The sequence below is a fragment of the Pseudomonas sp. NPDC089408 genome, assembly GCF_044749445.1.
Taxonomy (GTDB): Bacteria; Pseudomonadota; Gammaproteobacteria; order Pseudomonadales; family Pseudomonadaceae; genus Aquipseudomonas.
In genome coordinates this window covers 337,070-357,922 of record NZ_JBIVHY010000001.1, presented here as the reverse complement: position 1 = coordinate 357,922, position 20,853 = coordinate 337,070, and the positions used below count along the sequence as shown (strand labels likewise).

The 20,853-nt window shown below is 62.6% G+C and carries 19 protein-coding genes; 11 read left to right on the top strand and 8 right to left on the bottom strand.

What is annotated here, in order from left to right:
* Window positions 1-8 precede the first annotated feature (8 nt).
* The 4 genes from ACIP02_RS01550 (at window position 9) to ACIP02_RS01535 (ending at window position 4,930) form a co-directional block, all read left to right on the top strand.
* A complete protein-coding gene (locus ACIP02_RS01550) occupies window positions 9-878 on the top strand; it encodes a LysR family transcriptional regulator (RefSeq protein ID WP_400612557.1) in 870 nt (289 codons plus the stop codon).
* Window positions 879-1,101: 223 nt separating this feature from the next.
* A complete protein-coding gene (locus ACIP02_RS01545) occupies window positions 1,102-2,160 on the top strand; it encodes a putative 2-aminoethylphosphonate ABC transporter ATP-binding protein (RefSeq protein ID WP_400612555.1) in 1,059 nt (352 codons plus the stop codon).
* Between the two features lies 1 nt (window position 2,161).
* Window positions 2,162-3,886, top strand: coding sequence for a putative 2-aminoethylphosphonate ABC transporter permease subunit (locus tag ACIP02_RS01540; RefSeq protein ID WP_400612553.1), 1,725 nt, complete (start codon window positions 2,162-2,164; stop codon window positions 3,884-3,886).
* Between the two features lie 18 nt (window positions 3,887-3,904).
* The gene (locus ACIP02_RS01535) at window positions 3,905-4,930 is read left to right on the top strand and encodes a putative 2-aminoethylphosphonate ABC transporter substrate-binding protein (protein WP_400612550.1); all 1,026 of its coding nucleotides are present in this window, start codon (window positions 3,905-3,907) and stop codon (window positions 4,928-4,930) included.
* Between the two features lie 344 nt (window positions 4,931-5,274).
* Here the strand turns inward: ACIP02_RS01535 and ACIP02_RS01530 are convergent, their stop codons facing one another.
* On the bottom strand, window positions 5,275-6,639 hold the full coding sequence (locus ACIP02_RS01530) for a GTPase/DUF3482 domain-containing protein (protein WP_400612548.1): 1,365 nt from the start codon (window positions 6,637-6,639) through the stop codon (window positions 5,275-5,277).
* Complete coding sequence (locus ACIP02_RS01525) at window positions 6,632-8,023, bottom strand: DUF2868 domain-containing protein (RefSeq protein WP_400612546.1); 1,392 nt, start codon at window positions 8,021-8,023, stop codon at window positions 6,632-6,634. Before ACIP02_RS01525 ends, ACIP02_RS01530 begins: the two co-directional genes overlap by 8 nt.
* A gap of 54 nt (window positions 8,024-8,077) precedes the next feature.
* Here ACIP02_RS01525 and ACIP02_RS01520 point away from each other — a divergent pair, with 54 nt between their 5' ends.
* Window positions 8,078-8,593 carry a dihydrofolate reductase gene (locus ACIP02_RS01520; RefSeq protein WP_400612543.1) on the top strand — a complete coding sequence of 172 codons (516 nt, stop codon included), beginning with the start codon at window positions 8,078-8,080 and terminating at the stop codon, window positions 8,591-8,593.
* 183 nt (window positions 8,594-8,776) lie between these two features.
* Here ACIP02_RS01520 and ACIP02_RS01515 read toward each other — a convergent pair whose 3' ends face one another.
* On the bottom strand, window positions 8,777-8,983 hold the full coding sequence (locus tag ACIP02_RS01515; protein ID WP_400613246.1) for a hypothetical protein: 207 nt from the start codon (window positions 8,981-8,983) through the stop codon (window positions 8,777-8,779).
* A gap of 225 nt (window positions 8,984-9,208) precedes the next feature.
* Window positions 9,209-10,600 carry an L-cystine transporter gene (locus tag ACIP02_RS01510; protein ID WP_400612541.1) on the bottom strand — a complete coding sequence of 464 codons (1,392 nt, stop codon included), beginning with the start codon at window positions 10,598-10,600 and terminating at the stop codon, window positions 9,209-9,211.
* Window positions 10,601-10,844: 244 nt separating this feature from the next.
* Here ACIP02_RS01510 and ACIP02_RS01505 point away from each other — a divergent pair, with 244 nt between their 5' ends.
* From ACIP02_RS01505 to ACIP02_RS01490, 4 genes are all read left to right on the top strand, one after another.
* Complete coding sequence (locus tag ACIP02_RS01505) at window positions 10,845-11,900, top strand: haloacid dehalogenase-like hydrolase (RefSeq protein WP_400612539.1); 1,056 nt, start codon at window positions 10,845-10,847, stop codon at window positions 11,898-11,900.
* A 97-nt stretch (window positions 11,901-11,997) separates the two neighbouring features.
* Complete coding sequence (locus ACIP02_RS01500) at window positions 11,998-12,576, top strand: DarT ssDNA thymidine ADP-ribosyltransferase family protein (protein WP_400612537.1); 579 nt, start codon at window positions 11,998-12,000, stop codon at window positions 12,574-12,576.
* A complete protein-coding gene (locus tag ACIP02_RS01495) occupies window positions 12,573-13,214 on the top strand; it encodes a DUF4433 domain-containing protein (protein ID WP_400612535.1) in 642 nt (213 codons plus the stop codon). Before ACIP02_RS01500 ends, ACIP02_RS01495 begins: the two co-directional genes overlap by 4 nt.
* Window positions 13,214-14,302: a macro domain-containing protein gene (locus ACIP02_RS01490; protein WP_400612533.1), complete on the top strand. Its 1,089-nt coding sequence runs from the start codon at window positions 13,214-13,216 to the stop codon at window positions 14,300-14,302. Before ACIP02_RS01495 ends, ACIP02_RS01490 begins: the two co-directional genes overlap by 1 nt.
* A 62-nt stretch (window positions 14,303-14,364) precedes the next feature.
* Here ACIP02_RS01490 and ilvD read toward each other — a convergent pair whose 3' ends face one another.
* Together ilvD and ACIP02_RS01480 are read right to left on the bottom strand one after the other, a co-directional pair.
* Window positions 14,365-16,206: a dihydroxy-acid dehydratase gene (gene ilvD, locus ACIP02_RS01485; RefSeq protein WP_400612530.1), complete on the bottom strand. Its 1,842-nt coding sequence runs from the start codon at window positions 16,204-16,206 to the stop codon at window positions 14,365-14,367.
* 271 nt (window positions 16,207-16,477) lie between these two features.
* Window positions 16,478-17,674, bottom strand: coding sequence for a class I SAM-dependent rRNA methyltransferase (locus ACIP02_RS01480; protein ID WP_400612528.1), 1,197 nt, complete (start codon window positions 17,672-17,674; stop codon window positions 16,478-16,480).
* Between the two features lie 498 nt (window positions 17,675-18,172).
* Between ACIP02_RS01480 and ACIP02_RS01475 the strand changes: the two genes are divergently transcribed.
* Entirely contained in the window at window positions 18,173-18,991 is an 819-nt protein-coding gene (locus tag ACIP02_RS01475) for an HDOD domain-containing protein (protein WP_400613244.1), read from the top strand.
* Between the two features lie 3 nt (window positions 18,992-18,994).
* A complete protein-coding gene (mutM, locus tag ACIP02_RS01470) occupies window positions 18,995-19,807 on the top strand; it encodes a bifunctional DNA-formamidopyrimidine glycosylase/DNA-(apurinic or apyrimidinic site) lyase (RefSeq protein ID WP_400612525.1) in 813 nt (270 codons plus the stop codon).
* 161 nt (window positions 19,808-19,968) lie between these two features.
* Here mutM and ACIP02_RS01465 read toward each other — a convergent pair whose 3' ends face one another.
* Both ACIP02_RS01465 and coaD read right to left on the bottom strand, forming a co-directional pair.
* The gene (locus ACIP02_RS01465) at window positions 19,969-20,220 is read right to left on the bottom strand and encodes a YfhL family 4Fe-4S dicluster ferredoxin (protein ID WP_400612523.1); all 252 of its coding nucleotides are present in this window, start codon (window positions 20,218-20,220) and stop codon (window positions 19,969-19,971) included.
* 108 nt (window positions 20,221-20,328) lie between these two features.
* The gene (coaD, locus tag ACIP02_RS01460; RefSeq protein ID WP_016489662.1) at window positions 20,329-20,808 is read right to left on the bottom strand and encodes a pantetheine-phosphate adenylyltransferase; all 480 of its coding nucleotides are present in this window, start codon (window positions 20,806-20,808) and stop codon (window positions 20,329-20,331) included.
* Between the last annotated feature and the right edge of the window lie 45 nt (window positions 20,809-20,853).

Sequence of the window (20,853 nt, the reverse complement as noted above, 5' to 3'; positions counted from 1 at the left end):
GGACGTGCATGCTGAGTGCTGAGCTGAAAGCCTTCTACATGGTGGCCCGCCTGGGCAGCATCACCCTGGCGGCGAAGAAGCTCGGGCTCAGCCAGCCCACGGTGACCACGCAGATCCGCAACCTGGAAAGCCAGTATGCGGTAGAGCTGTTCTTCCGTGGCGGGCGGCGTCTGGTGTTGAGCGAAGAGGGCGTGCGCCTGTTGCCGATGGTCAAGGCGCTGCTGCAGCAGGAGGCCGACATCGAGTTCGAGCTGCGCAACAGCGGCCAGGCTCAGGGTAGCTTGCGTATTGCAGCTACGGCGCCTTACTACATTCTTGACCTGGTCAAGATCTACCGCGAACGCCTGCCGCAGGTGGAAGTGGCGGTGGAGATCGGCAACTCGCAGCAGGTACTGGAAATGCTTGAGGACTACCGGGTGGATATCGCCGCTTCGTCACAACTGTTGGAGGACGCGCGACTGGTGCGGCGGGTGCTGGGGACTGACCCGCTGGTTGTAGCGGTGCACCGCAACCACCCGTTGGCCCAACGTCAGGCGGTATCGATCAAGGTGGTGGCCGGGCATTGCCTGCTGATGCGCGAAAAGGGCTCGACCACACGCAAGCTGACCGAGCAGATGCTGCAGGAAGCCGGCGTGAAGGCCGGGGCGCTGCTGGAAATCGGCAGCCGCGAGTCGATCCGCGAGGCGGTGCTGCGCAATATCGGCATCAGCGTGATTGCCCGCCACGAGGTGCCGCACAACCCCGAGCTGCGGGTGCTGGCCCTGGAGAATGCGCCGGTGATGCATGAGTACCTGTATTGCCTGAAAGAGCGGCGTCAGGCCCGGTTGCCGGCGGCGTTTTTGGGGGTGGCGCAGGAAGTGGCTGGGTCGCAGTTTTAGGCCTGTGTCTGCTTCTTCGCGGGTAAACCCGCTCCTACATTTTCCGCGTATACGCAACTCGTTGTAGGAGCGGGTTCATCGAGGCGTCGAACCGCCGCGAAGAGGCCCGCACAGGCCAATGCAAAATCTGCCTATACCACTATCACCAGCTTTTGCCTCAACGCCACAGAACCTTCGCACAGGCTTCCTAGCATGGCCCCCATCTCTTCGATGAGGCCTTGCCATGAACCACACCACCCCCGGCGCACAGATGAAAGTGCGCAACATCCACAAGCGCTTCGGTGCCTTCACCGCGCTCAACGATGTCTCGCTGGACATCGCCGCGGGCGAGCTGGTGTGCCTGCTCGGCCCGTCCGGCTGTGGCAAGACCACGCTGCTGCGCTGTATCGCCGGCTTGGAGCGCCAGGACCGCGGCACGCTGTACATCGGCGAGCGCGACATTTCCGAGCTGCCGCCGCAGGCCCGTGACTACGGCATCCTGTTCCAAACCTATGCGCTGTTCCCCAACCTGACCGTCGAAGCCAATATCGCCTACGGCCTGACCGCCAGCGGCCGTGAGCAGGCCCGCCAGCGGGTGGCCGAAATGCTCGAACTGGTAGGCCTTGCCGGCAGTGAGAAGAAGTACCCCGGCCAGCTCTCCGGTGGCCAGCAGCAACGCGTGGCCCTGGCCCGCGCGCTGGCGCCGTCGCCGTCGCTGCTGCTGCTCGACGAGCCGATGTCGGCGCTCGATGCCCGGGTGCGCGAGCACCTGTGCACCGAGCTGCGCCAGCTGCAACGCCAACTGGGCATCACCACGCTGATGGTCACCCACAACCAGGACGAGGCCATGCTGATGGCCGACCGTATTGCGGTGATGAACAACGGCCAGGTCGAGCAGTACGCCACCCCGCAGGAAATCTACGGCCAGCCAGCCACACCGTTCGTCGCCGAATTCGTCGGCCAGGGCAACTGGCTGCCGTTCCAGCGCAGCGGTGACAGCCATGCCCAGGTCGGTGGCATAAACATGCGTCTGTCCCCGGGCTCGGCCCAGGCCGACAGCGGCCGGCTGTTCTGCCGCCCGGAGGCGATCACGGTCAACCCGGTGGTGCACGAAGAAAATCTGTTCCCGGCCAAGGTCCGCGAGATTACTTTCCTCGGTAACCGCTGCCGCATGAGCTTCGAACTGAAGGCCCTGCCGGGCCATGCTCTGCTGGCCGAGCTGGCTCCCGAAGCCATGCCGCACCTGGGCTCGCAGGACATCTGGGTGGCGCTGCCACCGCAGAGCCTGCAGGTGTTTGCCTGAGATGGCCGCGCCAATGTCCCTGCCGCTGAGCCAGGTCAAAACCGCACCGCGTGCAGGTGTCGCGCTGGGTGACCGGTTGTTCGTCGTCGGCGGCAAGAGCCTGCTGCTGCTCCTGTTGGTGCTGGCGGTGCTGATGCCGCTGCTGGCGATCTTCTGGCGGGGTTTCAGTGGTGAAGCCGGCCAGGGCGGAGGCCTGCTGGCGGCCCGTGAACTGTTTGCCAGCGACAACTTCCACTGGCTGCTCGGCAATAGCCTGTCGGTGGCCGTCACCGTGGCGGCCATCGTGGTGCCGCTGGCCTATCTGTTTGCCTATGCCCTGCAGCGTACATTGATCCCGGCCAAGGGCCTGTGGCGGGGGATTTCGCTGTTGCCGCTGCTGGCACCGTCGATGCTGCCGGCCATCGCTCTGGTCTACCTGTTCGGCAACCAGGGGCTGCTGCGCGGGCTGCTCAACGACAACATCTACGGCTTCTGGGGCATCGTGCTGGGAGAGGCGATCTACACCTTCCCGCATGCGCTGATGATCCTGCTTTCGGCGCTGTCGCTGGCCGATGCCCGGCTGTTCGATGCGGCTTCCAGCATGGGCGCCGGCCCAGGCCGGGCGTTCACCAGCATCACCTGGCCAGCCACGCGCCAGGCGGTGTTCGCGGCGTTCTGCCTGGTCTTCACCCTGACCATCACCGACTTCGGCGTGCCGGTGGTGGTCGGTGGCGACTATCAGGTGCTGGCGCTGGAAGCCTATAAGGCGGTGGTCGGCCAGCAACAGTTCGGCCGTGGCGCGCTGATCGGCATGGTGCTACTACTGCCGGCGCTGTTCAGCTTCAGTGTCGACGCCTGGCTGCGCCGGGGTCAGGGCGAGGCCATGAGCGGCCGCGCCCAGGTGTTCGAGCCCAAGCCGTCGCGGGGCCGCGATGCCTGCTTCCTGGCCATTGTGCTGCTGGTATGCGCGGCGCTGCTGCTGGTGATCGGCATGGCGGTGTACTCGTCGCTGGTCACCTTCTGGCCTTACAACCTGTCGCTGTCGCTGCGTCACTATATGTTCGAAGGCACCGCCGGCGGTGGCTGGCTGGCCTACCGCAACAGCGTGACCATGGCCATTGGCACTGCGCTGATCGGCAGCCTCGTGATCTTCACCGGCGCCTACCTGATGGAGAAAACCCAGGGCCAGCGCCTGCTCAACCAGATGCTGCGCCTGCTCAGCTTCATCCCCATGGCTGTGCCGGGGCTGGTGCTGGGCCTGGGTTATGTCTTCTTCTTCAACCTCAACGGCAACCCGCTGCATGTGCTGTATGGCGGCATGGGGCTGCTGGTGGTATGCACCATCGCCCATTACCTGACCACCGCGCAGATGACCGCGACCACGGCGCTGCGCCACCTCGACGGCGAGTTCGAAGCCGCCGCGCTGTCGTTGAAGGCGCCGCTGTACAAGCATTTCCTGCGGGTGACCGTGCCGATCTGCCTGCCGGCGCTGCTGGATATCATCCGCTACCTGTTCGTCTCGGCGATGACCACCGTGTCGGCGGCGATCTTCCTGTACAGCCCCGACACCATCCTGGCGGCCGTCGCCGTACTGAACATGGACGACGCCGGCAACGTCGGCGGCGCTGCTGCCATGTCCACCCTGATTTTGCTGACCAGCGCCGGCGCTTCACTGCTGCTGGCTGCAGCCTCACGCGGCCTGCTGCGCCGCTCCCAAGCCTGGCGCCAACGCGCCGCGACCGTCTGACCTGTAAGGAACCTACCCATGTACAAGCACCTTGCACTTGCCGCTGCCGTTTCTGCCGTGTTCAGCCTGCAGGCTTCGGCCGCTGGTACCCAGCTGACGGTCTACACCGCGCTGGAGGCCGAACAGCTCAAAAGCTACAAGCAGGCCTTCGAAAAGGCCAACCCGGACATCGAGATCAAGTGGGTACGCGATTCCACCGGCATCATCACCGCCAAGCTGCTGGCCGAGAAAGACCGACCGCAAGCGGACGCGGTATGGGGCCTGGCGGCCTCCAGCCTGGCCATTCTCGACCAGAACGGCATGCTTGAAGCCTATGCGCCGAAGGATCTGGGCAAGATTTCCCCTAACTACCGCGACGCTGCCAACCCGCCGGCTTGGGTGGGCATGGATGTGTGGGCCGCGACCCTCTGCTTCAATACCATCGAGGCCGAGAAGCAGGGCCTGAGCAAGCCGGTGAGCTGGCAGGACCTGACCAAGCCCGAGTACAAGGGCAAGATCGTCATGCCTAACCCGGCCTCGTCGGGCACCGGCTTCCTGGATGTGAGTGCCTGGCTGCAGACCTTTGGCGAGCCGCAGGGCTGGGCCTACATGGATGCGCTGCACCAGAACATCGGCCAGTACGTTCATTCCGGTTCTAAGCCATGCAAGCTGGCGGCGGCGGGCGAGTTCCCGATCGGTATCTCGTTCGAGTACCCCGCCGTGCAGTTGAAGCGCCAGGGTGCGCCGCTGGATATCGTGTTGCCGAAGGAAGGGTTGGGCTGGGAGATCGAGGCGACGGCCGTGATCAAAGGCTCGCCCAAGGCGGATTCGGCCAAGCGCCTGGCTGATTTTTCCGCCAGCCCGGCGGCCATGGAGTTGTACAAAGAGAACTTCGCCGTGCTGGCTGCGCCGGGGATTGCCAAGCCGCAGACCGAGTTGCCGGCGGATTATGAACAGCGCTTGATCAAGAACGACTTTGCCTGGGCTTCGAAGCACCGTGACGAGATTTTGGCCGAATGGCGCAAGCGCTATGACGGCAAGTCGGAGAAGGTGGCCCAGCAGTGATTGGGTGAGGGCTGGCAGGTGCATGCCTTGAGGTTTTTGGCGCCTGTGAGATCGAGCGCCGCCCGCGCGGCGCTTCGCGGCACAAGGCCGCTCCCACATCTGTTTCGGGCCAATCCATCCTGTGAGGCTGCCGCTGTCCGCCTTGTTTGTTCCATTCAATATTAGAGGGGACGCCTTTGCCCTTCATCCATCTCCAGCCATGCACCAAGGGCGCGCGTGCCTATGCCACAGGAATAATTGGCCCGAAACAGATGTGGGAGCGGCCTTGCGCCGCGAAGCGCCGCGCGGGCGGCGCTCGATCTCAGAGGCGATACACCCCTGAAGGCATGCACTTGGCTGCCCATTCAAAACTGTAAAACCAACGCCTCCAACTGCTCCTGCCGCTCAGTCTGGTTCAGCTTCGCCCCAGGATTGAGCGTCGACCACTGCGGATGCGCCCGCGCCTTCACCAGCGCCTCCGGCAACTTGCCCTCGCGCCAGGCCTTTTCATCCAGCTCACCCAACCTGATGCTGTCTTGCGCTGCATGCCCGCGGTTATCCAGCGCCACCATCAACTGCTGCTGACGCAAGGCCAGCAAACGCAGCACCGTGTCGTCCACGGTCAGTTCACGCTTGCCCTTGAGCTTGCCCATCAACCGCGCCCCATAGTTGCGCGCGGTCTGCAACGCACCACCGGCAATCGCCCCGGCCAGCGCCGCAGCACCCAGGGTAAGACCGCCAACCAGCAGATCGACCCCGGCACCTGCCGCAGCCCCGGCCGCCACGCCGCTGCCCAGGCGCACGCCCAGCAGCTTCAACGTCTCGGAGTTGAACAGGTCGTCGCCCCACCGCCCATCCAGCAACGGCAGGTCGCTGGCATGGGCATCCTCGCGGCGGAAGGCATACAGCTTGAGCAACGCCTCGACGCAACGCTGCTCCCGTTGGCGGATATCCTGGCGCAGCGCCTCGATAGCGCGGGCCTCGGCCGCTGGCTCGGCCTCGACGCTACGCCGACAGGCAGCGCAGTCCAGCAGCAGCTCGGCAATCAGCCGCTTGCCGCTGTGTTGGCGGGCCAGGCGCTGCGCCTGCTGGTCGTCGATCAAGCGTTGCAGGGCCGGGCGGGCGTCCTCCAGCAGCAGGGCCAGGCTCTCGTACAAACGGCGCTCGCCATCCTCCGGTGGGGCCACGCTGTCGAACCGCACCAACGCGTGAAGGCCAAGCCGGGCAAGGGCTTCACGCCATTGCGGCTCGCGGTGCTGGTGGCTGGCGACAAAGTTGAGCACCGGCAGCAACGGCTTGCCGCAGCTGGCCAGCACCTCCAGTTCGTCACGGTACTTGGCCAGCACTGGCTCGCGGGCATCGATCACGTACAGGCCGGCATTGCTGGCCAGCAACTGGCGCAGCACTTTGGCCTCCTGCTCGAAACGCTGGCGCGCTTCGCTGCCCTGCAGGAACCGCTCGAGGCGGGCCGGGCCATCCAGGCGCTCGCCCGGGCGCTCCAGGCGTTCGAGGTAGTCGAGCAAGGCAATGGCGTCTTCCAGGCCGGGGGTGTCGTACAGCTCCAGCAAGGGTTCGCCATCCACCGACAGCCGCGCACCTTCGACATGGCGGGTGGTACTGGGCCGATGCGACACCTCGCCGAAGTCTACGTCGCGGGTGAGGGTGCGCAGCAGTGAAGTCTTGCCAACGTTGGTGTGGCCGACCACGGCCAGTTTCAGCGGCTCAGTCATGGCCATGCTCCAGCCAGGTCAGCGGTGAGGTGTCGGCATGCTGCAGGCCAAGCCGGTCAAGGGCTTCGTGCCAGTCGCCGAGGCGCTGGGCATCAAGGGCCTGGCCCGGGGCGGCCTGCAGCAGCCAGATACGGGTTGCCCCGGCATTGCGCGCCAGCTCGGCAAGCAGCGCCAGGCTGCCGCGGTCGGGTGAGCGGCGCGGGTCGCAAGCGATGGCCAGGCGTGCCGGCGGGAAGCGGCTGAGCTGTTCCAGCAGGCGGTTGCGCGATTCGCGGCTGTCGAGCACGCCGGCATCGATCACGCTTTTCGGCAGGGCGGGTGGCCAAGGGCGCTGGTCGTCCAGCTCCAGGCCGACCAGCAGGGCACCGCTGCTGCCACTTTCCAGCTGGCCGGCGGCAAACGTTGGCAATGCCTCGGGCGCGGCGTCCTGCACGCCAATGCGCTCGCTGCGCGGCATCAACGCTTCGCGCAGTTGCGCATAGCCGGGCAGGCTCAGGTCCAGCGCCAGGCGTTCGCGGCCTTGGCGCCAGCGCCACAGGCACAGCCCGGCCAGCAGCAGGCGCGGCAGCAGACCGTACACCAGCACCACCCCGAGCAGCCAACTGGCCCAGGCCTGGCGCGCCAGGTCGAGGGCCGGCAGGCTGTCGCCGCTGGCGCGGATCATGGCCTCGTCAGGCATGGCAAAACCCAGCAGCGAGGGCAGGGCGCCCAGCGCCTGGGTCAGGTGGATGAACGGGTCGGCGGCCAGCAGGGTGGTTTCCCAGACAAAGCCATAGCGCCGGGTGGCCAGCAACGCCAGTAGCATGCCCAGCGCGGTAAGCATCGCCAGCAGCCACAGGCCGTGCACCAGCAGGCCGAGCAGCCAGCGGTTGAGGCGCTGGCGTTGCAGCAGTACCAACAGGGCCGGCGCCAGGTGCGCGGCCTTGGCATCGCGGGCAAAGCGCTCGCTCAGCCACAGCCACAGGCGGCCCAGCCCCGCGCCATGCTCGCCACTCAAGGCAAAGCCGATGGCCCAGCCCAGCAGCGTCAGCAGGTTCAGCCCGAGCAGGCTGCCCAGCGCCCAGAATACGTTGACCGGGCGCTGGCCGTCGCCGAGGGCAGCCAGGGCCAGGCCGGCGCCGCTGAGCACGGCCAGCAGCAGCAGGGCCAACAAGGCCAGGCGCGCGCCCTGCTTCCAGTGGCGCAATGCGCTGCTGATACCATCGCGTTCAGCCAGGAACAGCGCCCGGTTTTCGATGCGCGTCGCGAGGTCGCCGCCAAGCTGGCGGGCATGGCGGTTGGCTTCCTGGTCTTCCAGCAGGCCGGCGTGTTCCTCGCGCAGGCGTACCGCTTCGGTGAGCCAGCGCTTGTCCAGTGAGGTCGGTGCAGTCACAAGGTCTTCCATTGCACAGGTCAGGGCAGAAGCATAACCCACACGCCCGGTGCTATCCTCGCTGGCATGAATACATCACTCCCCCTCAGCCTGATCGCGGCTCACGCCGAGAACCGCGTGATCGGCATCGACAACTCCATGCCCTGGCACCTGCCGGGGGACTTCAAGTACTTCAAGGCCACCACCTTGGGCAAGCCCATCATCATGGGGCGCAAGACCTGGGATTCCTTGGGCAGGCCGCTGCCTGGGCGCTTGAACATTGTGGTCAGCCGCCAGGCCGGGCTGGAACTGGTGGGGGCTGAGGTATTCGGCTCGCTGGAAGAGGCGCTGGTGCGGGCCGAGCAGTGGGCGCGCGAGAAAGGCGTTGATGAGCTGATGCTGATTGGCGGGGCGCAGCTGTATGGGCAGGCGCTGGAGAAGGGGCTGGTCAGCCGCATGTACCTGACGCGCGTGGAGTTGGCGCCGGAAGGGGATGCGTGGTTTCCTGAGTTTGATGCGGGGCAGTGGCAGCGGGTTTCGAGTGAAGCGCAGGTTGAGGAAGGCAAGCCTGCGTACCACTTTGAGGTTTGGGACAGGGTTTGAGATTGTTGGGGCTGCTTTGCAGCCCTTCGCGGCGGTTCGACGCCTCGATAAACCCGCTCCTACATTTACCGCGTGAGTCCAAGGCCTGCGCGGTACCTGTGGGGGCGGGCGCGCCCGCGTAGAATCCAACGCGGTGCATGGCACCGGCTGCGCCGGTGTTCGCGGGCACGCCCGCTCCCACAGTCAGGTGAGTAGCTTGATGATCACGGCGGTGACGGTGGCCACCGTGGTGACAAAACCCACGGCGATGGCTACCGGGTACCAGAAGGTTTCACGGGTCATCTTGACGGCCTCGGCATTCAGCTTGCGCGTTTCGGCCATCAACTTGTCCACCTCGACGCGGATCTTGGCGACCTCGACCCGAATCTTTTCGGCTTCGACCTGGGTCATGTCGTACGGCTGCATGGTGGTTCCTTTCCCTCGGAATAGTCGCTAAGCCCGGCTAGCAGTATAGCGACGCCAGTAGCCAGCTGTTGCTCGCTTCCTATGCCATTGCGTTACTGGATATTGGGCTGCTTTGCAGCCCATCGCCGGCAAGCCGGCTTCCACAGATTGCACAAGGCTTAAGGCCGGTGGAGAACCTGTGGGGGCTGGCTTGCCGGCGATAGAGCCCTGTCAGGAGTGGCTCAACTCGGCATGCTCATCGCCTGCCAGCACATCCTTGTCGGTCTCTTTCAACAACTGGCTCGTCACCACGCCAGCAGTCATCGAACCATTCACGTTCAATGCCGTGCGGCCCATGTCGATCAGCGGCTCTACCGAAATCAGCAGCGCCACCAGCTCTACCGGCAAGCCCATGGCTGGCAACACGATCAGCGCGGCGAAGGTGGCACCGCCGCCAACCCCGGCAACCCCTGCCGAACTCAGCGTGACGATGGCCACCAGGGTGGCGATCCACAGCGGGTCGAAGGTATCGATGCCCACTGCCGGCGCGACCATCACCGCCAACATGGCGGGATAGAGCCCGGCGCAGCCGTTCTGGCCAATGGTGGTGCCGAACGAGGCGCTGAAGCTGGCAATCGACTGCGGCACGCCCAGGCGGCGGGTTTGCGCTTCGATGTTCAGCGGGATGCTGGCGGCGCTGGAGCGGCTGGTGAAGGCAAAGGTCAGTACCGGCCACACCTTGCGGAAGAAGCGCAGCGGGCTCACGCCGGTGGCGGCCAGGATGACGGCATGCACCACGAACATCAGCGCCAGGCCCAGGTACGACACCACCACGAAGCTGCCCAGTTTGAGGATGTCTTCCATGTTCGAGCTGGCGACCACCTTGGTCATCAGCGCGAGTACGCCATAGGGGGTCAGCTTCATCACGACCCGCACCAGGCGCATCACCCAGGCCTGCAGGGTGTCGATGGCCGACAAAGCACGCTCGCCTTTTTCGGCATCGTCCTTGATCAGCTGCAACGCAGCCAGGCCTACGAACACGGCGAAGATCACCACGCTGATGATCGAGGTCGGCTTGGCCCGCGCCAGGTCACCCACCGGGTTGCTGGGGATAAACGACAGCAGCAACTGCGGAATGTTGAGGTCGGCGACCTTGCCCGCGTAGTCGCTGTGGATAACCTGCATGCGCGCGCTTTCCTGCACGCCGGCTACCAGGCCTTCGGCGCTGAGGCCGAACAGGTTGGTCAGGACAATGCCGATCAGCGCAGCAATGGCCGTGGTCAGCAGCAGGGTGCCAATACTCAGCACGCTGATGCGGCCCAGCGACGAAGCATTGTGCAGGCGCGCCACGGCACTGAGGATCGAGGCGAAGATCAGTGGCATGACGATCATCTGCAACAGGCCGACATAGCCGTTGCCGACCAGGTCGAGCCAGCTGATGGTGGCCTTGAGCACGGGGTGGCCAGCGCCATAGACCGTGTGCAGGGCCAGGCCGAAGACTACGCCCAGCACCAGGCCTAGCAGTACCTTCTTGGCCAGGCTCCAGTCAGTGCGGCGGGTTTGTGCCAGGCCCAGCAACAGGGCCAGGAACGCCAGCAGGTTAAGTGACAGCGGCAGGTTCATTGAAGCTCCAGCAGAAAAAAGCAGAAGAGGCATCGCCTCTGTGAGCGATTGCGAACGGAAATGCTAACAGCCTGAAAACAAACGAATTTATACCCAAATGGAATGTGCATAGTCGTTTATGGAATAACGGCGTGTCGCAGATTGCAATGAACACGGCGTTTGCTGCTGCCTGGAGGTCGTTATCGGTGGCTGCCGACCGGGACAGTTGCACTAGCGTTTCTGGGTCATTTCAGGAGATTCGTGCATGAGAGTCGCTGTGAAAGCCGCCGCCATCGGCCTGTCCCTGCTGTTCAGTATCGAAACCTTCGCCACCGAGCTCAAACATTGGCCTGCCGAGGCCGCCAGGCAGCTCGACAGCATGATCGCCGCCAATGCCAATAAAGGTAACTATGCGGTGTTCGACATGGACAACACCAGTTACCGCTACGACCTTGAGGAAGCCTTGCTGCCGTTTATGGAAAACAAGGGGCTGCTGAGCCGCGACAAGCTCGACCCGTCGCTGAAGCTGATGCCGTTCAAGGACACCGCCGAGCAGAAGGAAAGCCTGTTCAGCTACTACTACCGTTTGTGTGAAGTCGACGACATGGTTTGCTACCCGTGGGTGGCCCAGGTGTTCTCCGGCTTTACCCTCAAGGAGTTGAAGGTGCAGGTGGATGAGCTGATGGCATCGAACAAGCCGATCCCCGCCACGTATTACGAAGGCGACCAGGTCAAGGCCATCGAAGTGCAGCCGCCCAAGGTGTTTCAGGGCCAAGCCGAGCTGTACAACAAGCTGATGGAGAACGGTATCGAGGTCTATGTGATCTCGGCCGCCTCCGAAGAGCTGGTGCGCATGGTCGCCTCGGACCCGAAGTACGGCTACAACGTGAAGCCGCAGAATGTGATTGGTGTAAGCCTGCTGCTCAAGGACCGCGCCAGCGGCCAACTGACCACCGCGCGTAAGCAGATCAGCGCCGGGCACTACGACGCCAAGGCCAACGAAGGCTTGGAGCTGACCCCGTACCTGTGGACCCCGGCCACCTGGATGGCGGGCAAGCAGGCGGCGATCCTGACCTACATCGATGAATGGAAGAAGCCGGTGCTGGTGGGTGGCGATACGGCGAGCAGTGATGGCTACATGCAGTTTCATGGGGTGGACGTGGGCAAGGGCGGCATCCACCTGTGGATAAACCGCAAGGCCAAGTACATGGACCAGCTGAACGGGATGATTGCCAGGCATGCGGCGGCGCAGGCCAAAGAAGGGTTGCCGGTGACGGCGGACAAGAACTGGGTGATCGTGACGCCGGAGCAGATTCAGTAAGGGTTAGGTTCTATTTAAACCGGCTGCGCCCTGGCAGATGTAGATCCAATGACTATGGTTGATGGCACATAGATATCATTTCTGCCAGAGGTTGCCAGTGGCTATTCGAGATCAGCAGTTCATCTACCATCTGACAAGCATCGAAAATGTCCCTTCCATCATGCGAAGGGGCTTGCTTCCCAGAGCCCATCTGGAGGCGGGGTTCACCGATATCGCTGATCCTGAAATTATCGAAGGTCGGCGTGGCGAGGCTCTGGAACAGTTTGTGCCATTTCACTGGTTTGCGAAAAACCCCTTCGATGGCAGAGTGCATCAGGACCGACCGGACGAGCGTTTTGTGTTGATTGCCGTGGCCAGGAATCACGCTCGTGAGTCAAATTGGCGGGTGATACCAAGGCATCCATTAGCCGGTGGCACTCTTGAATTACTAGATTATGAAGCAGGGGTTGGAGCGATTGACTGGGACATGATGGAGCGACGAGAGTATCGTGATCCTTTGTGCAAGCACATTTGCATGGCTGAGTGCTTAGCTCCGGGCCCAGTATTGGTGGCCCAGTTTGCAAAAATCTATACGCCATCACCTGAAATCCAGCAATTCGTGGCGCGGGAGGCTAGAGGAGCGGGGATGGGCAATCTGTGGATCGACTCGAATCCAAACATGTTCCCACCTAGATGATCTATTCCAGTCTCAACCCATCCAAGGCGCTGATCTGGCGAATTGTTCACCGCGATAACCTGCCGTGGCTTCTGGATCATGGGCTGCACGCTGTCTCCTCCGGGAAGCTTTCCAGCGCTTACGTTGGAATCGGTAATCCAGAGCTGATCAGCAAGCGAGCGCAACGCCACGTGCCGATAGAGCCCAATGGGACGCTGGCAGATTATGTGCCTTTCTACTTCACCCCGTTCTCCGTGATGATGAAGAACATCCATTCGGGGTGGGGCGTTCCTCAGCGGCGGAACGAAGAGATCGTGATTCTTGTCTCCAGCCTGTACCATGCGCAGTCGCTGGGTCTGCGGATTGTCTTCACGGACGCCCATGCCTACCCGCATTGGGCCGGCTATTACAGCGATCTCACGCAGCTGGACAAAATCGATTGGGAGATTTTGCAGCGCAGGGACTTCAAACGTGACCCTGATGACCCTCGAAAAATGGAACGTTATCAGGCTGAGGCCCTTATCCATGGACATGTCCCGGTCGCTGGCCTTCTGGGAATTGTCTGCTACAACGAAGCTTTGAAGAGTCGTGTCGACAAGGAGGTTCAGCAACGTCAGCTGAACCTCCCCGTATATGCTCGCCCTGGGTGGTACTTCTGATGATCCGCTTTATGCAAGGTAACCTGCTGGAGGCCAAGGCCGAAGCGCTGGTTAATACAGTCAACACCGTAGGGGTGATGGGGAAAGGCATCGCGCTGATGTTCAAGGAGCGTTTTGCCGAAAACTATCGTCAGTATGCTGCTGCCTGCAAAGCGAAAGAAGTAGTTACCGGGAAGATGTTTGTCACCGAGGTACGTGAGCTGGACGGTCCGCGCTGGATTGTGAATTTTCCAACCAAACGGCATTGGCGCTCCCCTTCGCAAATTGGCTGGATCGTCGATGGTCTCCATGATTTGCGCACCTTCATTATCGAGAACCAAGTGGCATCGATTGCTATCCCTCCACTTGGCGCTGGTAATGGAGGGTTGCCTTGGGCTGCGGTACGAGAACAGATTCAGAGCGTTCTAAGTGATCTGGATACGGATATTCTCGTTTTCGAGCCTACGGCAAATTATCAAAACGTTTCCAAACGCAGTGGTGTTGAGAACTTGACCCCGGCTCGAGCATTGATCGCAGAGCTGGTGCGCCGCTATTGGGTGTTAGGGATGGAGTGCAGCTTGCTTGAAGTCCAGAAGCTTGCTTGGTTTCTGGAGCGATCAATCGAGCGATTCACGCCAGGCATCAATCCATTGGAGTTGAAGTTTGTCGCCCATAAGTATGGTCCTTACGCCAACCGGCTTGAGCACCTGCTAGACAACCTGGATGGCAGCTATTTGCACTGCGGAAAGCGGATCAGCGATGCAGGCCCTCTGGACGTGATCTGGTTTGATGAGGGGCGAAAGTCATTTGTACAGGCGTATTTGAATAGTGAAGCCAAGGCCTATTTGCCGGCGTTGGAGTTTACTGCCGAATTGATCGATGGTTTCGAGTCTCCATTTGGTATGGAGCTACTGGCCACCGTTGATTGGTTGTTGCATGAGGATGGTGTTGAACCAACGGTCCCGGCAGTTCGCGAACATCTGAAAAGTTGGTCTGGAGGGGCAGGTGCCGCAGCTCGAAAAAGCAAATTGTTCGATGACGAGTCACTTGGAATCGCTCTTCAAAAGCTGTCAATGTTTCGATCGGACCCAGCCACCTCGCTTTATTGACCTTCAATGAGCAATCAAAAAAACCGGCGCACAAGGCGCCGGTTTCTTATGCGGTCAGAGCATCATAGTCCTTCCAACATCGCCTTGTTACGCACAGCGCCCTTGTCGGCACTGGTCGCCAGCAGGGCATAGGCCTTCAGTGCAGTGGTCACTTTGCGCGGGCGGACTTCAGCCGGTTTCCAGCCCTTCTTGTCCTGCTCGACGCGGCGCTCGGCCAGCGCTTCGTCGCTGACCAGCAGGTTGATCGAACGGTTAGGGATGTCGATCAGCACCTTGTCGCCGTCGCGCACCAGGCCGATAGCACCGCCTGCAGCGGCTTCCGGCGAGGCGTGGCCGATCGACAGGCCCGAGGTGCCGCCCGAGAAGCGGCCGTCGGTGAGCAGGGCGCAGGCCTTGCCCAGGCCTTTGGACTTCAGGTACGAGGTCGGGTACAGCATTTCTTGCATGCCCGGGCCGCCTTTCGGGCCTTCGTAGCGGATGATCACGATGTCGCCGGCCTTCACTTCGTCGGCGAGGATGCCGCGCACGGCGCTGTCCTGGCTCTCGAAGATCTTCGCGTTGCCTTCGAATACGTGGATCGATTCGTCGACACCGGCGGTTTTCACCACACAACCGTCCACTGCAATGTTGCCGTAGAGCACGGCCAGGCCGCCTTCTTGCGAGTAGGCGTGTTCGAAGCTGCGGATGCAGCCGTTTTCGCGGTCGTCATCCAGGGTTTCCCAACGGGTCGACTGGCTGAACGCGGTCTGGGTCGGGATACCGGCAGGGCCGGCCTTGAAGAAGGTGTGCACGGCTTCGTCATCAGTCTGGGTGATGTCCCATTTGGCGATGGCTTCTTCCATGCTGCGGCTGTGCACGGTCGGCAGGTCGGTGTGCAGCAGGCCGCCACGGGCCAGCGAACCGAGGATGCTGAAGATGCCGCCGGCGCGGTGTACGTCTTCCATGTGGTACTTCTGGATATTCGGCGCAACCTTGCACAGCTGTGGCACCTTGCGCGACAGGCGGTCGATGTCACGCAGGTCAAACGCCACCTCGCCTTCCTGTGCAGCGGCCAGCAGGTGCAGGATGGTGTTGGTCGAACCGCCCATGGCGATGTCGAGCATCATGGCGTTTTCGAACGCCTTGAAGTTGGCGATGCTGCGTGGCAGTACCGACTCGTCGTTCTCGCCGTAGTAGCGTTTGCACAGCTCGACAATGGTGCGGCCGGCAGTCAGGAACAGCTGCTCGCGATCAGAGTGGGTGGCCAGGGTCGAACCGTTGCCCGGCAGGGCCAGGCCCAGGGCCTCGGTCAGGCAGTTCATCGAGTTGGCGGTGAACATACCGGAGCACGAACCACAGGTCGGGCAGGCGCTGCGCTCGTATTCGGCGACTTTCTCGTCGGACGCGGTGGAATCGGCGGCGATGACCATGGCGTCGACCAGGTCCAGGCCGTGGCTGGCCAGCTTGGTCTTGCCGGCTTCCATCGGGCCGCCGGACACGAAGATCACCGGGATGTTCAGGCGCAGGGCGGCCATCAGCATGCCGGGGGTGATCTTGTCGCAGTTGGAGATGCATACGATGGCGTCGGCGCAGTGCGCGTTGACCATGTATTCCACGGCGTCGGCAATGATCTCGCGGCTTGGCAGCGAGTACAGCATGCCGTCGTGGCCCATGGCGATGCCGTCATCAACCGCGATGGTGTTGAATTCCTTGGCCACGCCACCGGCGCGTTCGATTTCGCGGGCGACCAGCTGGCCCAGGTCCTTCAGGTGCACGTGGCCCGGGACGAACTGGGTGAACGAGTTGGCGATGGCGATGATCGGTTTCTTGAAGTCTTCGTCCTTCATACCGGTGGCGCGCCACAGGGCCCGGGCGCCGGCCATGTTGCGGCCCTGGGTGGAAGTCTTGGAACGATAATCAGGCATGAAACACTCCTGGCGGCTTAATCAGGTCACAGAAAGGGGAGTGAGCTTCTCTTGTCCTTTGTACCGCAGGCCGGTTGCCACAGGCACGGATGGGGCCGAAGACCGCGCGGGATCGCCGCGTGCTTGGCCAGAGCTCATAAACCCGCCGGGGATGACTGGCGATGAATAGGCCGATTCTACACCGCTGGCGCGGTGAGGGAATGCAGATGTGGATAGTTGGCGGGGTGTTTGCAGCAGGAAAGGGCCGCAAGGCGGCCCTTTTTGGCACAGATCAGCTGTTTGGCAGCAAGCGGCAGGTGATGCTCTTGATGTAGCGGGTTTCGGCAATGGCCGGGTGCACAGGGTGGTCTGGGCCTTGGCCGCCGCGCTCCAGCAATTGCATGTTGCGGTCCAGGTGGCGAGCGCTGGTCAGCAGGATGTTGTGCAGGTCGTCCTCGGGCAGGTGCATGGAGCACGAGGCGCTGACCAGGATGCCGTCCTTGTTCAGCATGCGCATGGCCTGTTCGTTCAGGCGGCGGTAGGCCGCTTCGCCGTTTTTCAGGTCCTTCTTGCGCTTGATGAACGCGGGAGGGTCGGCAATGATCACGTCGAAGCGCTCTTCGGCGGCCTTGAGCTCGCGCAGGGCTTCGAACACGTCGCCTTCGATGCAGGTCAGCTTCTCGCTGATGCCGTTCAGCGCGGCGTTACGCTCCACACCGTCCAGGGCAAAGCCCGAGGCATCGACGCAGAACACTTCGCTGGCGCCGAACGCGCCGGCCTGTACGCCCCAGCCACCGATATAGCTGAACAGGTCGAGGACACGCTTGCCCTTCACGTAGGGGGCCAGGCGCGCGCGGTTCATGCGGTGGTCGTAGAACCAGCCGGTTTTCTGGCCTTCACGGACCGGCGCTTCGAACTTTACGCCGTTCTCTTCCAGCGGCACCCAGTCCGGTACTTCGCCGTAGACGGTCTCGACATAGCGCTGCAGGCCTTCGGCATCGCGGGCGGCGGAGTCGTTCTTGAACAGGATGCCGCTGGGCTTGAGCACCTGGATCAGGGCGGCGATCACGTCGTCCTTGTGCGCTTCCATGGTGGCCGAGACCAGTTGTACCACGAGGATGTCGAAGAAACGGTCGACCACCAGGCCTGGCAGCAGGTCGGAATCGCCGTAGACCAGGCGGTAGCATGGCTGATCGAACAGGCGCTCGCGCAGCGACAGGGCCACGTTCAGGCGGTGTACCAGCAGCGACTTGTCCAGTGGCAGCTTGATGTCGCGCGATAGCAGGCGGGCGCAGATCAGGTTGTTCGGGCTCAGTGCGACGATACCCAGCGGCTTGCCGTTGGCAGCCTCGAGAATGGCCTGCTGGCCGGCCTGGAAGCCTTGCAGTGGGGTCGCGCTGACATCGACTTCGTTGCTGTAGACCCACAGGTGGCCGGCGCGCAGGCGGCGGTCGGCATTGGCTTTGAGGCGAAGGCTGGGCAGGGACATGACGTCGCTCCGGGAAAAAGAGCGGGATTATAGCGTGTCTGCCTTGTTTTCGCCTTTAGAGGTGTGGTGGCTGGGAGATCGAGCGCCGCAGGTGTTCGCCGATATATTTTCAGCGCCTGTGAGATCGAGCGCCGCCCGCGCGGCGCATCGCGGATAAATCCGCTCCTACATTTGTTGCAACGTGCCGAACCTGTGAAGCCATGGTTGCCCGCCTTGGCGCATGTCTCAATTCATGTGAGACGGCATCAATGCCCACCTCAAACTCCCGTCAAGCCAGCAAGGCTGACAACCATGGCCTCACAGGCATGGCCACGTTGCAACAAATGTAGGAGCGGATTTATCCGCGATGCGCCGCGCGGGCGGCGCTCGATCTCCCAGGCGCAAAACCTGTCACGGCGAGCACATAGAGGGTTAAAATCGCCGGTCCTAAACGAGTGTGCACGTATGTCCCAAGAACTCAGCGCCGAACAGATCCAGCAAGCCTTGCAAGGCATCACCATCCCGCCGCAACCGCAGATCATGGTCGACCTGCAGTTCGAGCAGTACATGCCCGACCCTGACCTGGAAACCATCGCCAAGCTGATTTCCCAGGACCCGGGCCTCTCCGGTGCCTTGCTCAAGCTGGTCAACTCGGCGCAGTTCGGCCTGTCCAACAAGATCGGCTCGATCCAGCGCGCAGTGAACCTGCTGGGCAGCCGTTCGATCATCAACCTGATCAACGCCCAGTCGATCAAGGGCGAGATGAGCGACGAGACCATCGTTACCCTCAACCGCTTCTGGGACACCGCCCAGGATGTGGCGATGACCTGCCTGACCCTGGCCAAGCGTACCGGCATCCAGCCGGCAGACGAGGCCTATACCCTCGGCCTGTTCCACGACTGTGGCGTGCCGCTGATGCTCAAGCGCTTCCCCAATTACATGGATGTGCTGGAAGAAGCCTATGCCAAGGCCGATGGGGAAACGCGGGTGGTCGATACCGAAAACCGCGCCTTCAACACCAACCATTCGGTGGTCGGCTACTTCACCGCCAAGTCCTGGCGCCTGCCGGAGCACCTCACTGCGGCCATCGCCAACCACCACAATGCCCTGGCGGTGTTCCGCGACGAGAGCTGCCGCAATACCCAGAGCCAGCTGAAAAACCTGCTGGCAGTGCTGAAAATGGCCGAGCACATCTGTGCGTCCTACCGGGTGCTGGGTAACCAGACAGTCGACCACGAATGGAGCGTGGTCGGCCCGCTGGTGCTCGATTACATTGGTTTGTCGGAATACGATTTCGAAAACCTCAAGCAGAACATTCGCGAGCTGGGCGGGCACTGACACATGCCGGAACTACCCGAAGTAGAAACCACCCGGCGCGGTATCGCGCCTCATCTGGAGGGCCAGCGGGTCAGCCGCGTGGTGGTGCGTGACCGGCGCCTGCGCTGGCCGATCCCTGACGACCTTGATGTGCGCCTGTCGGGGCAACGCATCATCACGGTCGAGCGGCGCGCCAAATACCTGTTGATCAATGCCGAAGTCGGCACCCTGATCAGCCACTTGGGCATGTCGGGCAACCTGCGCCTGGTCGAGCTGGGTTTGCCGGCGGCCAAGCATGAGCATGTCGACATCGAGCTGGAGTCGGGATTGATGCTGCGCTACACCGACCCACGCCGCTTTGGCGCCATGCTGTGGAGCCTGGACCCGTTGAACCATGAACTGCTGCTGCGCCTGGGGCCGGAGCCACTGACCGACCTGTTCGACGGTGAGCGGCTGTTCCAGTTGTCGCGTGGGCGGTCGATGGCGGTCAAGCCGTTCATCATGGACAACGCGGTGGTGGTGGGGGTAGGCAACATCTACGCCACCGAGGCGCTGTTTGCCGCGGGAATCGACCCACGCCGCGCGGCGGGCGGGATTTCCCGGGCGCGTTACCTGAAGCTGGCGATCGAGATCAAGCGGGTGCTGGCGGCGGCGATCGAGCAGGGCGGTACTACCCTGCGCGACTTTATCGGTGGCGACGGGCAGCCGGGGTACTTCCAGCAGGAATTGTTTGTCTACGGGCGGGGCGGGCAGCCGTGCAAGGTGTGTGGCACGGAATTGCGCGAGGTCAAGCTGGGGCAGCGGGCGAGCGTGTTCTGCCCGCGTTGCCAGCGCTGAAGCCTACAGGCGATTGCTGTCCCCTGTAGGAGCGGCCTTGTGTCGCGATGGGCCGCGCAGCGGCCCTGGCGATTTCTGCGGCGAAGCTGAAATTCTGGGGGGGCTTCGCACCCCATCGCGACACAAGGCCGCTCCTACAGGGACCGCGCAGGCCTTTGGGCTCAGGCCTTGCCGGTAATCCGGTGATACTTGGCCATCAGCTGTTCTTCGGTTTCCGGGTGCGCTTCATCCAGCGGGATGCAGTCGACCGGGCAGACCTGCTGGCACTGCGGCTCGTCGTAGTGTCCCACGCACTGGGTGCACAGGTTAGGGTCGATCACGTAGATCTCTTCGCCTTGGGAGATGGCCTCGTTCGGGCACTCGGGTTCGCAGACGTCGCAGTTGATGCAATCGTCGGTGATGATCAGGGACATGGGGACTCCGGCCGGGGCGCTTCGCCCGGGCATGTTCAACGCAATGGGCACAATTGTGCCGCATTCGCGCCCGCAGTGCACGCGGGCGCGATGATCAGGCGCTACAGGTTACTTCTTGAAGCGTTCGGTCAGCGCCTCGGCCACCACCGGGTGGACGAACTTGCTGATATCACCGCCCAATGCGGCAATTTCCCGGACCAACGTCGAGGAAATGAACGAATAACGCTCCGATGGCGTGAGGAACAGGCTCTCGACATCAGGGGCCAGTTGCCGGTTCATGTTCGCCAGCTGGAACTCGTATTCGAAGTCGGACACCGCACGCAGGCCGCGCAGGAACACATTGGCGCCCTGTTCCTTGGCAAAGTGCGCCAACAGCGAAGAGAAGCCGATGACTTCGACATTGGGCAGGTGCTTGGTGACCTCACGGGCCAGCGCTACCCGTTGTTCCAGCGGGAACAGTGGGTTTTTCTTCGGGCTGGCCGCCACTGCGATGATCACGTGGTCGAACAGGCGCGAAGCGCGCTCGACCAAGTCGCCATGGCCTTTGGTAATGGGGTCGAAAGTACCCGGGTACAACACTCGGTTCATCGCGTCATCCTGGCTGGAGTGCGTTGGGGAGTCGGATGGTAGCGC

What these genes read in the sequence shown, in the direction of transcription:
- ACIP02_RS01490 (WP_400612533.1), top strand. Translation starts at nt 13,214, where the DNA reads ATGATCCGCTTTATGCAAGGTAACCTGCTGGAGGCCAAGGCCGAAGCG.
- ACIP02_RS01505 (WP_400612539.1), top strand. Translation starts at nt 10,845, where the DNA reads ATGAGAGTCGCTGTGAAAGCCGCCGCCATCGGCCTGTCCCTGCTGTTC.
- ACIP02_RS01515 (WP_400613246.1), bottom strand. Translation starts at nt 8,983, where the DNA reads ATGACCCAGGTCGAAGCCGAAAAGATTCGGGTCGAGGTCGCCAAGATC.
- ACIP02_RS01510 (WP_400612541.1), bottom strand. Translation starts at nt 10,600, where the DNA reads ATGAACCTGCCGCTGTCACTTAACCTGCTGGCGTTCCTGGCCCTGTTG.
- ACIP02_RS01535 (WP_400612550.1), top strand. Translation starts at nt 3,905, where the DNA reads ATGTACAAGCACCTTGCACTTGCCGCTGCCGTTTCTGCCGTGTTCAGC.
- ACIP02_RS01480 (WP_400612528.1), bottom strand. Translation starts at nt 17,674, where the DNA reads ATGTCCCTGCCCAGCCTTCGCCTCAAAGCCAATGCCGACCGCCGCCTG.
- ACIP02_RS01545 (WP_400612555.1), top strand. Translation starts at nt 1,102, where the DNA reads ATGAACCACACCACCCCCGGCGCACAGATGAAAGTGCGCAACATCCAC.
- ACIP02_RS01520 (WP_400612543.1), top strand. Translation starts at nt 8,078, where the DNA reads ATGAATACATCACTCCCCCTCAGCCTGATCGCGGCTCACGCCGAGAAC.
- mutM (WP_400612525.1), top strand. Translation starts at nt 18,995, where the DNA reads ATGCCGGAACTACCCGAAGTAGAAACCACCCGGCGCGGTATCGCGCCT.
- ACIP02_RS01550 (WP_400612557.1), top strand. Translation starts at nt 9, where the DNA reads ATGCTGAGTGCTGAGCTGAAAGCCTTCTACATGGTGGCCCGCCTGGGC.
- ilvD (WP_400612530.1), bottom strand. Translation starts at nt 16,206, where the DNA reads ATGCCTGATTATCGTTCCAAGACTTCCACCCAGGGCCGCAACATGGCC.
- ACIP02_RS01540 (WP_400612553.1), top strand. Translation starts at nt 2,162, where the DNA reads ATGGCCGCGCCAATGTCCCTGCCGCTGAGCCAGGTCAAAACCGCACCG.
- ACIP02_RS01530 (WP_400612548.1), bottom strand. Translation starts at nt 6,639, where the DNA reads ATGACTGAGCCGCTGAAACTGGCCGTGGTCGGCCACACCAACGTTGGC.
- ACIP02_RS01465 (WP_400612523.1), bottom strand. Translation starts at nt 20,220, where the DNA reads ATGTCCCTGATCATCACCGACGATTGCATCAACTGCGACGTCTGCGAA.
- coaD (WP_016489662.1), bottom strand. Translation starts at nt 20,808, where the DNA reads ATGAACCGAGTGTTGTACCCGGGTACTTTCGACCCCATTACCAAAGGC.
- ACIP02_RS01495 (WP_400612535.1), top strand. Translation starts at nt 12,573, where the DNA reads ATGATCTATTCCAGTCTCAACCCATCCAAGGCGCTGATCTGGCGAATT.
- ACIP02_RS01525 (WP_400612546.1), bottom strand. Translation starts at nt 8,023, where the DNA reads ATGGAAGACCTTGTGACTGCACCGACCTCACTGGACAAGCGCTGGCTC.